Annotated in this window: 11 protein-coding genes and 1 pseudogene; 7 read left to right on the top strand and 5 right to left on the bottom strand. The window is 54.8% G+C overall.

What is annotated here, in order from left to right:
• Positions 1 to 157: 157 nt before the first annotated feature.
• Entirely contained in the window at positions 158 to 1,201 is a 1,044-nt protein-coding gene (locus ACQY4M_RS16625; protein ID WP_428539227.1) for an IS5 family transposase, read from the bottom strand.
• A 35-nt stretch (positions 1,202 to 1,236) separates the two neighbouring features.
• On the opposite strand from ACQY4M_RS16625, the gene ACQY4M_RS16620 reads away from it, so the two are divergent.
• On the top strand, positions 1,237 to 2,268 hold the full coding sequence (locus ACQY4M_RS16620) for a calcium-binding protein (protein WP_428546419.1): 1,032 nt from the start codon (positions 1,237 to 1,239) through the stop codon (positions 2,266 to 2,268).
• A gap of 9 nt (positions 2,269 to 2,277) precedes the next feature.
• Here the strand turns inward: ACQY4M_RS16620 and ACQY4M_RS16615 are convergent, their stop codons facing one another.
• Positions 2,278 to 2,907, bottom strand: coding sequence for a CAP domain-containing protein (locus tag ACQY4M_RS16615; RefSeq protein ID WP_428546416.1), 630 nt, complete (start codon positions 2,905 to 2,907; stop codon positions 2,278 to 2,280).
• Between the two features lie 419 nt (positions 2,908 to 3,326).
• Between ACQY4M_RS16615 and dnaK the strand changes: the two genes are divergently transcribed.
• The 5 genes and pseudogenes from dnaK to ACQY4M_RS16590 all read left to right on the top strand — a co-directional run.
• Positions 3,327 to 5,246, top strand: a complete 1,920-nt coding sequence (gene dnaK / locus ACQY4M_RS16610; RefSeq protein ID WP_428546413.1) for a molecular chaperone DnaK — start codon at positions 3,327 to 3,329, stop codon at positions 5,244 to 5,246.
• Between the two features lie 73 nt (positions 5,247 to 5,319).
• Positions 5,320 to 6,462, top strand: a complete 1,143-nt coding sequence (dnaJ, locus tag ACQY4M_RS16605) for a molecular chaperone DnaJ (protein ID WP_428546410.1) — start codon at positions 5,320 to 5,322, stop codon at positions 6,460 to 6,462.
• Positions 6,463 to 6,525: 63 nt separating this feature from the next.
• A complete protein-coding gene (locus tag ACQY4M_RS16600; protein ID WP_428546407.1) occupies positions 6,526 to 7,266 on the top strand; it encodes a JAB domain-containing protein in 741 nt (246 codons plus the stop codon).
• Positions 7,214 to 8,346 (top strand): IS3 family transposase gene (locus ACQY4M_RS16595; RefSeq protein ID WP_428539245.1). Its coding sequence is split into 2 segments (ribosomal slippage): positions 7,214 to 7,466 and positions 7,466 to 8,346, totalling 1,134 coding nucleotides; the frame shifts between segments, so codons are not numbered across the junction. Before ACQY4M_RS16600 ends, ACQY4M_RS16595 begins: the two co-directional genes overlap by 53 nt.
• Positions 8,347 to 8,408: 62 nt before the next feature.
• Positions 8,409 to 8,546, top strand: a pseudogene (locus ACQY4M_RS16590) (JAB domain-containing protein); the annotation flags it as partial.
• 1 nt (position 8,547) lies between these two features.
• On the opposite strand, the gene ACQY4M_RS16585 reads toward ACQY4M_RS16590, so the two are convergent.
• From ACQY4M_RS16585 to secA, 3 genes are read right to left on the bottom strand one after another with little or no spacing between them, the layout of a single operon-like run.
• On the bottom strand, positions 8,548 to 10,107 hold the full coding sequence (locus ACQY4M_RS16585) for a phosphate ABC transporter substrate-binding/OmpA family protein (RefSeq protein ID WP_428546404.1): 1,560 nt from the start codon (positions 10,105 to 10,107) through the stop codon (positions 8,548 to 8,550).
• A 16-nt stretch (positions 10,108 to 10,123) separates the two neighbouring features.
• Positions 10,124 to 11,074, bottom strand: a complete 951-nt coding sequence (locus ACQY4M_RS16580; protein ID WP_428546401.1) for a hypothetical protein — start codon at positions 11,072 to 11,074, stop codon at positions 10,124 to 10,126.
• A 47-nt stretch (positions 11,075 to 11,121) separates the two neighbouring features.
• Positions 11,122 to 13,809 carry a preprotein translocase subunit SecA gene (secA, locus tag ACQY4M_RS16575; RefSeq protein WP_428546398.1) on the bottom strand — a complete coding sequence of 896 codons (2,688 nt, stop codon included), beginning with the start codon at positions 13,807 to 13,809 and terminating at the stop codon, positions 11,122 to 11,124.
• A 190-nt stretch (positions 13,810 to 13,999) separates the two neighbouring features.
• Between secA and ACQY4M_RS16570 the strand changes: the two genes are divergently transcribed.
• Positions 14,000 to 14,848, top strand: coding sequence for a peptidylprolyl isomerase (locus tag ACQY4M_RS16570; protein WP_428546395.1), 849 nt, complete (start codon positions 14,000 to 14,002; stop codon positions 14,846 to 14,848).
• Positions 14,849 to 14,857 lie beyond the last annotated feature (9 nt).

Below are 14,857 nucleotides of genomic sequence, written 5' to 3'. Positions count from 1 at the left end.
ATTAAAGGGAACCTCTGTAAATTCCCGTTTTCGCCTTCTTCGCGGCGGGGTGGACGGTTTTTCGCCTGTCCCGCCTGATTGCTTCGGATCATAAACCCATTTTCACCGGTTTCAAGCCGGTTTTGGGTATTTCAGGCACACCTCACCCCATGAACCCTTATCCCGGCGCCGCCAGGCCGCATTCGAACTGGACGAAGCGCTTCATGTTGTAGACCAGGTTCATCATCCCGATGCGAAATCGCGCCCGCTTCAGGCCGATGGAGCGGATCAGCTTGCCGCCCATGGAGCGCTCCTGAAAAGCGAATACATGCTCGACCCGGACCCGCACTTTCGAGCGCCTCCGGTTGGCCTTTTGCTGGCGCTCGCCAAGCGGCTTGCCGCGCCTGCCCTTGTGATGGATATGGCTGTGAAGCCCCCGCTCTTCCAGCTCGCTTTCGATCTTTTGCGAGCGATAGGCGCTGTCGGCCCACAGGTCCGATGAGGTGTTGCTCGCATCAATCAGACCGGCAAGCGCCTGGCTGTCATGCACGGCGGCATCGGTGACATCATAAGCGCGGATGAATTTGTGCCGCCGGTCGACATTGATGTGGTTCTTGTAGCCGTAATAGCTCTTGCCGTGCTTCTTCGTCCAGCGCGCATCCACGTCCTTCTGGCGCTTCTTGTGGGGTTTTTCCTCCCACTCTTCAGGCGTTTCGCCCGCCTTGATTTTCTCGTTCTCGTCCCTTTTGTTGTGCTGGCGCGGCGCCGGAACGATGCTCGCATCAACAATCTGCCCGCCCATCGCCAGATAGCCCTTTTCGCGCAGAAAGGCATCGAACTTGTCAAACAGCTCCTTCATCTTCCCGGCCCCGGCCAGCCTTTCACGGTAGGCCCAGATGGTCTTGGCGTCAGGTACGCTGTCTTCAATGCCAAGGCCGAGAAACCGCATGAACGACAGGCGGTCGCGGATCTGATACTCGATCTGATCGTCAGAGAGGTTGTAGAGCTGCTGCAAAACCATCGTCTTGAATATCAGCACCTCATCCCAAGGCGGGCGGCCAGCGTTGGATTTGCGCTGTTCGGGCGGCGTGCGCCATATGGCCTTCAGCTCGTCCCGGTAATCCTCGAACGGCACCATGTCGTTGAGCAACACCAGCGGATCACCAGATTTGTCCAGTCCCGCGTATCGGCTGGAAAGATCAAAAAATCCCATCTGACCCATGACAAAACCCCGTCGGTCGAATCATTTTCATCCTGATGACGATTCTACCCCGTCAGGCCGGATTTTGGGGGATTTTTAGAGGTTCCCTACAGTTGATTGACCGTGGCAATGGGGATTTCGATATTGTTATCCGCTACGAAAATATTGAATGGACGGCCGGATCCAGCCTTGATGATGCAGGGGCGCGGGCAATCATCACCTCATTGCGATTGCCCGAAACGCTCGAGATCGGCACAAACCCCGCCACTTTGGATACAACAACCGGCAATACAGGTGTGACCGGAATGTGGGTGTATGAAATCCGCAATGGCGGAACCGGAACCTATCAGCCGGTATCGGGCATGGTGCTGACCGGAACCCCTAATGGTGATGTACTGGAAGGCGCGGGCAATGACGATTTGTTGCGCGGGCTGGATAGCAACGACATATTGCGCGGCAACGATGGCGATGACTGGCTGTATGGCGGTGACGGGGCGGATACCCTGAATGGTGGCACGGGGGATGATTTCATCTTTGGTGGCGAAACCGAAAACGACTTGCGCGATGTCATATATGCAGGTGATGGCAATGACACGGTTGATGCCGGATATGGCAATGATCTGGTTTATGGTGGAAATGGTAATGATACGATCAATGGCGGCTTTGGGTCAGATGAATTGATCGGGCAGGGTGGCAATGATGTGATTAACGGTGCGGCCTTGTCCGACCTGGTATTTGGCGGTGACGGGGATGACTTTATCAATGGCGGCTTTGGCTATGACCGCCTGAACGGCGGCGGCGGGGCGGACCGTTTTTATCACCGCGGTATTGCCGATCACGGATCAGACTGGATTCAGGATTACAGCGCCGCCGAGGGGGATGTGCTGGTCTGGGGTGGCGGGACTGCATCAGCCAGTGATTTTCAGGTCAACTATGCAGACACGGCAGGCGCAGGTGCCGCCGGCGTGTCCGAAGCTTTTGTAATTTACAAACCCACAGGGCAAATCATCTGGGCATTGGTTGATGGCGATGCACAATCCGAAATAATCATCCGGATCAACGGTAGCGATTACAATCTTATTGTATAGGATCCCGACTTATTGGGCAAAATCCTGTGTGATATAATATGTCCCGCAAAACTGTGCTTTGCGATCTAACGCAATTGCAGTGCCAACTTTCGTCATGCGCCGATCCATAATATTATGCCTGTGCCCGGGCGAACCCATCCATAATTTAACAACATAGCGCGCAAGTGACTTATAGCTATGCGGTTGGATTTTATGTCCAGACGAATTGGTGAACTGGCAGCTACCACTTTCGCCATAAAACCGTTGGGTTTCCAGCTGGAAACGATGAACCATACCGATGTTTTCCGCCGCAGCCTTCCAGCGGATGCCGGAACGTTTTAACCGGTCGCCAAATGTCCGGCGACCGGAAACATTAGAGACATGTGACATATTGCTGGCCCGTGCCATCCATTTGCTATGGCCCTTGGCAAGCTTGCGCAAACCCGAATCTGACCGCACGGGACGCAAACCCGCGCGGCAGCGATAATAGTTTACTTCGACACGAACCGCCGCATCCAAAAGGGATTCGTTGATACGGCGCTCGGGCATGATCAATTTATCTGATCCCGCAACTGCCCGGCGGGAACAGGCTTGTGCGTCCAATGTAAAAAGAAAGGTGGCGGACAAAAACGCTATGATTGTTATCAGTTTCTTACTCACGCACTTGTACTCCGGCTTTGTGTTTGCGTCTTTTGACAACAAGATCATGGCGACTTGGTGGCACAAAGCTGGCCAAAAATGTGATTTCTTTTCACGGGGCCCCGATCATCGCAATATTTCGCCGAGCGAAAATCAGCCACCCGCTTGCAAGCCGCAACCTCGTCTTCCATGGTCGGTGCAAAAGGCTTGAAGTTGTGCAATTCTATTCGAAAACCAACCAACCAACCGAATTGAATCAACTTTTTGTGTGTAATCGCACTTTATAACCCGCTCAACGTCTTGCAGGGGTGTTACACCCTCCTTATATACCCCGTGAAGCACTGTCGGGGCTTGGCCCTGATGGAAATTGGGATCGGCGCGCTGATGCCTATATCTAGGGTCGCGGGCCACAACATCGCCTAAGAGAAGGAACAGAAAACATGGCTAAAGTCATTGGAATCGATCTGGGGACAACGAACTCTTGTGTCGCCATCATGGATGGCTCGCAACCGCGGGTCATTGAAAACGCCGAAGGCGCGCGCACCACGCCGTCTGTCGTTGCGTTCACAGACAACGAACGTCTGGTTGGTCAACCTGCAAAACGTCAGGCTGTAACCAATCCTGAAAACACTATCTTTGCAGTCAAACGACTGATTGGTCGTCGGATTGATGACCCGGAAGTGGTCAAAGATAAAAAGCACGTGCCCTACAAAATTGTCGATGGTGGCAATGGCGACGCATGGATCGAGGCAAACGGCGAAAAATACAGCCCCAGCCAGATATCCGCGTTCATTCTGGGCAAGATGAAAGAAACCGCCGAAAGCTATTTGGGTGAGGACGTGAAGCAGGCCGTTATCACGGTGCCTGCCTATTTCAACGACGCCCAGCGTCAGGCCACCAAAGACGCCGGTAAAATCGCCGGCCTGGAAGTGCTGCGCATTATCAACGAACCGACTGCCGCGGCGCTGGCCTATGGTCTGGACAAGAAAGAAAGCCAAACCATCGCGGTTTATGATCTTGGTGGTGGTACTTTCGACGTAACCATTCTGGAAATCGATGACGGGTTGTTCGAGGTTAAGTCGACCAACGGCGACACCTTCCTGGGTGGTGAAGACTTTGACATGCGTATTGTGAAGTACCTGTCGGACGAATTCAAAAAAGAGACCGGTGTTGATCTGTCCAAGGACAAGATGGCCCTACAGCGCCTGAAAGAAGCCGCTGAAAAAGCCAAAATCGAACTGTCCTCGGCCACACAGACCGAAATCAACCAGCCGTTCATCAGCATGGACCCGAACGGTGGTCAGCCGCTGCACATGGTGATGAAGCTGACCCGCGCAAAACTGGAAAGTCTGGTTGGCGATCTGATCAAGAATTCATTGAAGCCATGTAAAGAAGCGCTGAAAGATGCGGGTATTTCGACCAGTGACATCGATGAAATCGTTCTGGTTGGTGGTATGACACGGATGCCCAAAGTGGTGGAAGAAGTCACCAAATTCTTTGGCAAAGAGCCGCACAAGGGTGTGAACCCGGATGAAGTGGTTGCAATGGGTGCCGCCATTCAGGCCGGCGTTCTGCAAGGCGACGTTAAAGACGTTGTTCTGCTGGACGTGACACCGCTGTCGCTGGGTATCGAAACGCTGGGTGGCGTGTTTACCCGTCTGATCGATCGCAACACCACGATCCCGACCAAGAAGTCGCAAGTGTTCTCGACAGCCGAGGACAACCAGAACGCTGTAACCCTGCGTGTATTCCAGGGTGAACGTGAAATGGCAGCCGATAATAAACTTCTGGGTCAGTTCAATCTGGAAGACATCCCGCCCGCCCCGCGTGGTCTGCCACAGATCGAGGTTACTTTTGACATCAACGCAAACGGCATTGTCGAAGTTGGCGCCAAAGACAAAGGCACCGGCAAAGAGCAAAAGATCACGATTCAGGCGTCTGGCGGTCTGTCGGATGAAGAAGTCGAGGCAATGGTCAAAGAGGCCGAAGAAAATGCCGAGGCCGATAAAGAGCGCAAAGAGCTGATCGAGGCGAAAAATCAGGCCGAAAGCCTGATCCACTCGACCGAAAAAGCGATGGAAGAACATGCCGACAAGGTGGATCCGACCACCATCGAAGCGATCGAACTGGCCATCGTTGCGCTTAAGGACCAACTGGAAACCGAAGATGCCGAGAAGATCAAATCGGGTATCCAGAACGTAACCGAAGCTGCGATGAAGCTGGGCGAGGCAATCTACAACGCCGAGCAAGCCTCATCCGGCGAGGAAACCGAAGCAAGTCCGGAAGACGAAGTATCCGGTGTTGACGACGATATCGTCGATGCTGACTTTGAAGATCTGGACGACGACAAACGCGCATAAGGCGGTAACCAACGCCATGGGCCGGCCTGATATAATGTCGGGTCGGCCTTGGCGTTCCCAAGGGATAACATAAATGTCAAAGCGCGATTATTATGTTGTATTGGGCGTCAGCAGAACTGCAACTGCTGAAGAAATCAAAAAGGCTTATCGCAAGAAGGCCAAGGAATTTCACCCTGACCGAAACTCTGACAACCCCGATGCCGAGACCCAGTTCAAAGAAGTGAACGAGGCCCACGAGGTATTGAAAGACCCTGACAAACGTGCCGCTTATGACCGTTACGGTCATGGTGCTTTCGAAGGGGGTATGGGTGGCGGCCGTGGTGGACACCCGGGACAGGGTGATTTTGCCTCGGCCTTCTCGGATGTGTTTGACGATCTGTTCGGTGATTTCATGGGGGGCGGTCGCGGTGGCGGCGGGCGTCCGCGTGCCACACGCGGTTCCGACCTGCGCTATAATCTGCGCGTCACCCTGGAAGAGGCCTTTGCCGGTATTCAGAAAACGATCTCGGTGCCAACCTCGGTGCCCTGCTCCGAATGTGCTGGTACCGGTGCCGAAAGCGGGGCCGAGCCTGTAACCTGTCCCACATGTTCCGGCATGGGCAAGGTGCGGGCACAGCAGGGGTTCTTTACCGTTGAACGCACCTGCCCCACCTGTCAGGGCGCGGGCCAGATGGTCAACAATCCTTGTAAATCCTGTAGTGGTGCAGGCCGCGTCGAAAAGGAACGGTCCCTTTCGGTCAACATTCCGGCAGGGGTCGAAACCGGCACCCGTATCCGTCTGGCCGGCGAGGGCGAAGCGGGTCTGCGTGGCGGGCCATCCGGTGATCTCTATATCTTTATCGACGTTAAGGAACATAACCTGTTCCAGCGCGACGGCGTGAACCTGTTCTGCCGCGTGCCCGTCAGCATCGGCACCGCTGCCCTTGGTGGCGACATCGAGGTTCCGACGATTGACGGTGGCCGCAGCCGCGTCAAAGTGCCCGCAGGCTCGCAGTCGGGCCGCCAGATGCGCCTTCGGTCCAAAGGCATGCCCGCCCTGCGTGGCAGTGCCACAGGGGACATGTACATCGAACTTGCAGTTGAAACGCCGGTCAACCTGACCGCGCGGCAAAAGGAAATCATGCGCGAATTCGAAGATACTAGTGCCGACAATAACCCCGAAGGCTCCAGTTTTTTCTCCAAGGTGAAAACCTTTTGGGAAAGCATGAAAAGCTAAAACAGGTGCGGAACCTCCGCGCCTGTTAACCTAATTTTCACCATATCGGTCCAGCGTGGCCGCATGGCACAGCAACCCCATTTTTCCGAAATGCCCCTACCCCTGTTTAACGGGGCGGACGAGGTGCGCATCCCTAAATCCGGCCCGCAGCCATCCTATATCCGCGATCACCGCAAACGTCTGCGGGAACGGTTCCTGACCGGTGGGGCAGCGGCATTACCCGATTACGAACTGCTGGAACTGGTGCTGTTTCGTGCCATCCCGCGGCAGGACGTCAAACCGCTGGCATGGCGCCTGCTGGATCGTTTCGGCGATTTCAACCGTGTGATTTCCGCCCCGCGTGAACGCCTGATCGAAAGCAAAGGTGTGGGCGACGCCGTTGTGCTGGAACTGAAGATTGTCGAGGCCGCCGCCCACCGCCTTGCCCGTGCCCGCGTGATGCAGCGGCATGTGTTGTCCGGCTGGGACGCCCTACTGGATTACTGCCGCACCACAATGGCCCATCGCGAGACCGAGCAATTCCGCGTGTTGTATCTGGACCGCAAAAACGTGCTGATCGCGGACGAAGAACAGGCCAAGGGGACCATCGACCATGTACCTGTCTATCCGCGTGAAGTTGTGAAACGGGCGCTGGAGGTTAATGCCTCGGCCCTGATACTGGTGCATAACCACCCGTCGGGCGACCAGAGGTGGTCGCGGAAATTCGGACCAGTTGTTAAGGTGGATCGACTTATGAGAAAGACGATTCAAAATGACGAAACGAAAGAACCATTCTCCCGAATTCAAAGCCCGCGTTGCGCTTGAAGCAATCCGCGAGGAAATGACGATGGCGGAGCTGTCGAAGAAGTATGGTGTGCATCCAACCCAGATTGGCACATGGAAACGAGCAGCGATTGAAAACATGGCCACGGCATTTTCCAGACGGGGCCGTGATCCTGATCGGGTTGATGAAGCCCAGATTGAGAAGCTGCACTCCAAGATTGGTCAGCTGGTCGTGGAACGGGATTTTTTAGCCAACGCCTCGCAACAGTTGCTCGGGAAGCGAGGCAAAAAATGGTGAGCCGTGAGCATGATCTGAGTGTGCGACGACAATGCGGGCTACTTTCTCTGGCGCGCTCGAACCTGTATTACCAGCCAAAAGGCGAAAGTGCTGAAAATTTGCGGTTCATGACAATAATCGACAAGCAATTCTTGCAGACGCCGTGGTATGGATCACGGCAAATGGCCCGGCACATGCAGCGCCAAGGTTACAAGTGTGGTCGCCACAGGGTCCGCCGTTTGATGCGGCTGATGCGGTTGGTTCCGATCTACCAGACGCCCAACACGAGCAAGAAACATCCGCAGCATAAGATCTACCCGTATCTGCTGCGAGACCTGACGATTGATCGTCCAAACCATGTGTGGTGCGTAGATATCACCTACATTCCGATGCAGCGCGGGTTCCTCTATTTGGTCGCGATCATGGACTGGCACAGCCGCAAGGTTTTGAGCTGGAGATTGTCAAACAGCATGGAGGCAGATTTTTGCGTTGAAGCCCTGAAAGAGGCTATGGCCAAATACGGCAAGCCCGATATCATGAACAGCGACCAGGGCAGCCAGTTCACCGGGTTTGAATGGACGCAGGCGCTGAAAGAAGCCGACGTGAAAATCTCGATGGATGGCAAAGGTCGCTGGGTCGATAACCGGATGATCGAGCGGCTTTGGCGATCCTTGAAATACGAATGCATTTACCTCAACGCATTTGAAACGGGTTCGCAGACCCGCGCCGGGATCGGGAAATGGTTGGCTTACTACAACACCGAGCGCCCGCATTCCACCCACGGAATATTGACCCCGGATGAAGCCTATGACAGAAAAACAAAACCAATGAGTTTGGCAGCCTAAATGAAACCCTGATCCATCTTAAACTGGCTGCTGACTGGTCAAAAAAGTGGGACCACCTCTACCCCACCCCGTCGGAATCCGATATCCTGATGACCAACCAGATACAGGATGCCGCCCTTGCGCTAAACCTGACGCTGCATGATCACCTGATCATCGGGAAATCCCGCGAATTGTCGTTTCGGGCCGAAGGGTATTTGTAACCTACTTCACCCAGACCTCGACCCGCCGGTTGATGCCGCGGCCCCAATCGCTGTCATCACAGGCCATCGGCAGGGCCTCGCCAAATCCTTCGATGCTTAGCGACAGTTCCGATGGCTTTAACGTGGTCGCCACATTGGTCACCGCCGTACGCACTGCTGCCGCGCGGCGTTTGGCAATTTTGCGGTTCACCGCCGCGTCGCCTTCGCCATCGCTGAACCCGACAAACATCAACTCGCGACCGCCGAAATACCCTGCTTCCAGCAGACGCGCCAGCAATATCACATTGCCCCGCGATTGCGCGTCCAGACGGGTTGATCCGGTTTCAAACCGGAACGTCACAGTCAGCCGTTTTGCCGGCCGCAACACAGTGACCATGCGCTGCAATTCCTCCAGCGGCGTTTCCTCGCCCGCCAAGGCAATCGCATTGGCCAGTCGCTGCCCCTGCCGCTCAATACCGACTTCGCTTACCTGTTGATCGACGAATCCCACACGCCGCACCACCCGCTGTGCGGCAGGCGAGCGCAAAAACGCCAAGAATTCGCGGGCTGTTTTGGGCAGGCGACGGGCAGGGGTATACAGGAACAAAGGCATCGCCAGCGGATAATCCTCGGTTTTCAGGGATTGGCGCGTGGCGGCGAAATCCATCCCGCAGGCCCCGTGCAGCGCTACCCTGCGGGCGTTGCCCAGCTCGGAAAACCGCGAAATGCCAATGGCAAAAGGATCCTTGGCAACGGCATCAACCAGTTCAGCCGCTGTGCCGTGGCGCATTACGTTTTCGGACAGCAGCAAATTACTGCGCCCCATCACCTTGCGCATAAACTGTTGCGCCAGCCCCGAGTCCGAAGCCATCATATACAAATAGACCGGCGCATCCGGCCCGCAAATTTCCTGCCAATTAGGAATCTGCCCCGCAAACAGCCGCGCCAGATCATCCAGTGAAATGGCCCTGACCGGATTATCCGGCGCCACAACCGGCACCACCCCGTCCAACCCTACAATCCGGCTGCGGGCCGGTTGGGTCATGTCGCCCAGCTCTGCGGCTTTCGCGGCATTGGTTTCAGCTTTGGTCACTTCGCGCGTGGCCAGAACCATATCAGCCTGACCCGCCAGCATATCGGCAAACCCGCCATCCGTATTCGACAGCCGGAACCCGATCCGTGCCACCGCGCGGTCTGTGTCGGGCAGGGACAAAACATATGTGAAATGCGCGTCATCCGTAACGATACGCTGCAATGTCATGCCGCTTTGAACCGCAAAGCTTTCGATCAGGGCGGGCAGCAGGACGTCACCCATCGTCTTTGATCCGGCAATGGTGAACTCGGCCACAAAACCCTGCAAATCAGGGCATCCAATGCCCGCACAGGTAACCCCGCTGCCATCCAGTGTCAGGGCGCCAAATTCAGAATCTATGCGAAAAAATTCGCCGTCATAGGTCAACAGCTTGCCGCTGATCGAGATTTCCCCATCCCGCGAGGTCAGCGTCACATCCTGTGACACGGCGGGCAAACCCAGCCCGATTGCAAAAAGTGTAGCGAAAAACGCCACACGCAAGAGTCCCATTAACCATCCCCGGCGTTCAGTTTTGCGCAATCTTTAAGTCCCTGAATATATTTTTCAACACCAGATTGCGCACACCGCTATCACAGGCGGGCATATTCAATACCAGATCAACCAGGGTATTGCCGCCATTTACCCCGGGCTGAAGGGTTTTTGCCAACAGGTTTTTGCCGCATGTTTGAGGCGTTATAGCCGCCGATAGATCCAACCGCACAACTCCTGTTTTCCGTATCTGCCGACGAGGAAAACTATAGACTTCAGCCCGCATTGCCACGGGAAAATCCGTGCTGCCCAATCGGGTGACATAACCACCGCGCCCTTTTATGGCGATCGAAATATTCTGCGGGGCATTGCTCCAAACATGTGCACCGAACGGTTCATAGGCGTGTATTTGCAAACCCGTATCCCCCGACCACATCACTGCAACATGGTCGTAATCATTCGCCTCTTGCACGAGTGCCTCTGTGGAAATCGTTGAGCCATCGGGCATCTCGACGCTAAATACCGCCTGCCCGTTAAACACGGGCATTTTGACAGTAACCCGTCCGATATCCGAGGTCACAGCGGTAAACGACACCCCTTCATGTCGGACAATTACCGGCACGCCCATTTGGCAGGGGGCATCAAGTTCAAGTGTTACCAGATCCCCCCGCAAATGCGCTACATCAAGCGATACACGACAAGAAAACCCCAAAAGGCTGTATTGCGCGTTGTCGGGCTTAAGGGGCTTATAGCTTTGTTCAGACTGACCAACACGCCTGGCCAGCGCCTGACCAACGGCTGGCAAGGCAAGTCGGGCAATGTCGTGCGGGATGGGTTTGGGCTTAGTCACAACCGGTTCAACGGCTACAGGTCGTGATGATACAACGGTATCCGGTATGGGAACGGATCGGGTTAGAAATTCATATCCGGCGATCAGGACAGCCAGTAATGCTATCCCGATCGCCGGATAAATTCGTTTCCCCGACATTGCAGCCTCCGTATCAAAACCCCTTTACAGTAACTGCAACACTATCTTTAAACCAGCCGCCCGTGGCAATGTTTGAATTTCTTGCCAGAACCACAGGGGCATTTGTCGTTTCGGCCCGGGTTCCCCCAGGTCGATTCGTCATTTTCGTCAAAACCTTCAAGTGCAACGCCTGTCGGTTCCTCTTGTGGTGCAAGCTGGGCCAATTCCGGCTGTTCGGTCATGGCCTGCTGCATCATGGCCTGCTGTTCTTCCTCGGACAGCGGACGAATTTGCGCCAATTGCTCGGTCACATCCTCGCGCAGGGAATCCAGCAAGCTTTCGAACAGCTGGAAGGATTCTGTTTTGTATTCGTTGAGCGGATCACGCTGGGCATAACCGCGGAACCCGATGACCGAGCGTAAATGTTCCAGCGTCAACAGATGTTCGCGCCATTTCTGGTCAATTGTCTGCAACAGAATCTGTTTTTCAATCGACCGCATGGTATCCGGCCCGAACTGGGCCGCCTTCTGCGCCATCATTTCGTCGGATGCATCACACAGCCGGTCAATAATGGCCTCGTCGTCGACACCTTCTTCTTTTGCCCAGGCGATTACCGGTACGTCCATGCCCAGACGCTGCATAACAGCGGCATACAAGCCTTCTGTATCCCATTGATCTGCATAGCTTTTTGGTGGAATATGGGCATCTACCAAATCTTCGATAACCTGATGGCGCATATCTTTTACGATTTCCGACAGATCCTGCGCTTCCATGATTTCGCGGCGCTGGGCAAAGATCACCTTGCGCTGGTCATTCATCACGTCATCGAATTTCAACAACTGTTTACGAATGTCAAAGTTGCGGCCTTCGACCTTGGCTTGCGCCCGTTCCAGCGATTTGTTGATCCACGGATGAACCAGTGCCTCGCCTTCTTTCATGCCCATTTTGGACAGGACCACATCCAGTTTCTCGGATCCGAAAATCCGCATCAGGTCATCTTCCAGTGACAGGAAGAAACTGGAGCGCCCGGGGTCACCCTGACGGCCGGAGCGGCCGCGCAGCTGGTTATCTATCCGGCGGCTTTCGTGGCGTTCTGTGGCCAGAACAAACAGACCGCCCGCCTCGATTACCTTGGCTTTTTCCTCGGCGTGTTCAGCCTCGACCTTGGCGCGCAGCTCATCAGGGTTGGCCTCGGGATCGGCTTCCAATGCCTCCATCACAACCATATCGACGTTGCCGCCCAGTTGGATGTCAGTCCCACGACCGGCCATGTTTGTGGCGATTGTTACCGCCCCGAATTTACCCGCATCGGCAACGATTTTCGCCTCTTGTTCGTGGTGGCGCGCATTCAGAACATTGTGCGTGATACCGGCCGCTGTCAGCATGTTCGACAGCTCTTCTGATTTTTCAATCGACGTGGTCCCGACCAGCATAGGCTGGCCTTTTGCGTGTGCCTCTTGAATGGTCTTGACCACACCTTCGAATTTTTCTTTTGCGGTGCGATATACCTGATCGTGGTCATCAATTCGTGCGATGGGGCGGTTGGTCGGCACTTCGACCACGCCCAGACCGTAAATTTCCTGAAATTCCTCGGCCTCGGTTGCGGCTGTGCCGGTCATGCCGGCCAGTTTATCATACAGGCGAAAATAGTTCTGGAAAGTCACCGATGCCAGCGTCACGTTTTCCGGCTGGATCGTCACACCCTCTTTTGCCTCGATTGCCTGATGCAGGCCATCGGACAAACGGCGGCCCTGCATCATCCGGCCTGTAAATTCGTCAATCAGCATCACTTCGCCGTCACGGACAATATAATGCTGGTCCTTCAGGAACAGAACATGTGCCTTCAGGCCCTGATTGACGTGATGCACGATTGTGGTGCTTTCAGGGTCATACAGGCTTTGATCCTCGGGCAGGATACCGGCGGCCTTTAATCGTTGCTCGATAAATTCGTTCCCTGCTTCGGTGTAGGTCACGTTACGGGTTTTTTCATCCAGCTCGTAATGCTCATCGGTCAGTTCGGGAATCAGTTTGTCGATGGTGACATACAGCTCGGAACGGTCATCGGACGGGCCGGAAATGATCAGCGGTGTGCGGGCCTCGTCGATCAGGATCGAATCCACCTCGTCCACGATGGCAAAGTTATGTTCACGCTGCATCATCTCGGACAGGTCCATACGCATGTTGTCGCGCAGGTAATCAAAACCCAACTCGTTGTTGGTGGCATAGGTCACATCGGACAGGTAGGCGGATTTCTTTTCGCCGTCAGGCATGTTGGGGTAAACCACGCCGGTGGTCATGCCCAGGGCACCATAAACCTTGCTCATCCATTCGGCATCGCGTTTGGCCAGGTAATCGTTCACGGTAACGATATGAACGCCCTTGCCAGTCAGCGCGTTCAGATAGGCCGGAAATGTCGCCACAAGGGTTTTACCCTCGCCGGTTTTCATTTCCGAGATATTGCCCTGATGCAGGAAAATCCCGCCCATCAACTGAACGTCGAACGCCCGCAGACCCAACGCGCGATGCGCGGCCTCGCGGCAATTGGCAAAGGCTTCTGGCAGCAAATCATCCAGGCTTTCACCCTTTTGTGCACGGGTGGCCAGTTCTTCGGTCTTTTGCTTGATTTCATCATCCGAGAGTTTCTGGAACTCGGGTTCAAGCGCATTGATCTTTTCAACCAACGGCAGCGTCGCCTTGATTTTCCGGTCATTCGGTGTGCCAAAGATTTTCTTGGCGATGGTTCCGATACCTAGCATTTTGTCTCTGCCTTTTGGTCTGTTTTAAAAAGATCGTGAGCGACTGTCCCTTGCCCCTGCCCCTTGTGCGTCCTACATACGAACAAGAAGTTAAGTGCAGCCTGCGCCAAAGACCCTTCGGCGATGTAAGCAGCTGTTAAGGTAGTGTCAATGTTACGCGCCCGTGTAACCCGATCTGAGGACGAAATAGATGTTAAAACGCAATAAATTCTGGCTTTCTGCGATACTGGTTGCGGGTCTGGCCCTACCCGCCCTGGCAGAAGAACCCACAGCTGACACTGTTGTCGCAACAGTGAATGGTGAAAAGATCACCGTTGGCCATGTTCTTGCTGTCAAAGGCAGCTTGCCGGAACAATATCAGGCCCTGCCGGATGATGTTTTATTCCCCGGGCTGGTTGAGCAGTTGATTCAACAAGTTGCACTATCACAATCCCTGGAAGGTGAAGTGCCCTTGCGCATCAAGCTGACTGCAGAAAATGAATTGAACGCCCAGCGTGCCGGTTACGTTATGGACCAGAAACTGCGTGCAGCCATCACAGACGAGGCCATTCAGGCCGCCTATGATGAACGCTATGCCAATATGGAACCGGAAACGGAATATAACGCCTCGCACATTCTGGTCGAAACCGAAGACGAAGCCAAAGCGATCAAGAAACAGCTGGACGAAGGCGCCGATTTCGCCGAACTGGCCAAAGAAAAATCCACCGGCCCATCCGGTCCCAACGGCGGTAGCCTCGGCTGGTTTGGCAAGGGCATGATGGTCAAGCCGTTCGAAGACGCCGTCGTTACGATGAAGGCCGGCGAGATATCCGACCCGGTCAAAACCCAATTTGGCTGGCATGTTCTGAAGCTGAATGAAACCCGCTTGAAAGACGCCCCGGCACTGGAAGATGTAAAAGACGAGCTTGAAGCGGAAATTCAGCAAAAGCTGGTTGAACAGATCATGGCAGACGCCACCAAAGGGGCTGAAATTACACGCGCGGACGAAGAAACCGTTCCGGCGTCGGTTCTGAGCCATCCTGAGCTGATCGACAACTAAAGGCCGGTT

Origin of the sequence: Profundibacter sp. (genome assembly GCF_965277155.1) — a bacterium.
GTDB lineage: Bacteria > Pseudomonadota > Alphaproteobacteria > Rhodobacterales > Rhodobacteraceae > Profundibacter.
Note: the sequence above shows the minus strand (reverse complement) of the source record. Positions and strands in the feature narration are given on the sequence as shown.

What these genes read in the sequence shown, in the direction of transcription:
- ACQY4M_RS16625 (WP_428539227.1), bottom strand. Translation starts at nt 1,201, where the DNA reads ATGGGTCAGATGGGATTTTTTGATCTTTCCAGCCGATACGCGGGACTG.
- ACQY4M_RS16620 (WP_428546419.1), top strand. Translation starts at nt 1,237, where the DNA reads ATGACGATTCTACCCCGTCAGGCCGGATTTTGGGGGATTTTTAGAGGT.
- dnaK (WP_428546413.1), top strand. Translation starts at nt 3,327, where the DNA reads ATGGCTAAAGTCATTGGAATCGATCTGGGGACAACGAACTCTTGTGTC.
- dnaJ (WP_428546410.1), top strand. Translation starts at nt 5,320, where the DNA reads ATGTCAAAGCGCGATTATTATGTTGTATTGGGCGTCAGCAGAACTGCA.
- ACQY4M_RS16600 (WP_428546407.1), top strand. Translation starts at nt 6,526, where the DNA reads ATGGCACAGCAACCCCATTTTTCCGAAATGCCCCTACCCCTGTTTAAC.
- ACQY4M_RS16585 (WP_428546404.1), bottom strand. Translation starts at nt 10,107, where the DNA reads ATGGGACTCTTGCGTGTGGCGTTTTTCGCTACACTTTTTGCAATCGGG.
- ACQY4M_RS16580 (WP_428546401.1), bottom strand. Translation starts at nt 11,074, where the DNA reads ATGTCGGGGAAACGAATTTATCCGGCGATCGGGATAGCATTACTGGCT.
- secA (WP_428546398.1), bottom strand. Translation starts at nt 13,809, where the DNA reads ATGCTAGGTATCGGAACCATCGCCAAGAAAATCTTTGGCACACCGAAT.
- ACQY4M_RS16570 (WP_428546395.1), top strand. Translation starts at nt 14,000, where the DNA reads ATGTTAAAACGCAATAAATTCTGGCTTTCTGCGATACTGGTTGCGGGT.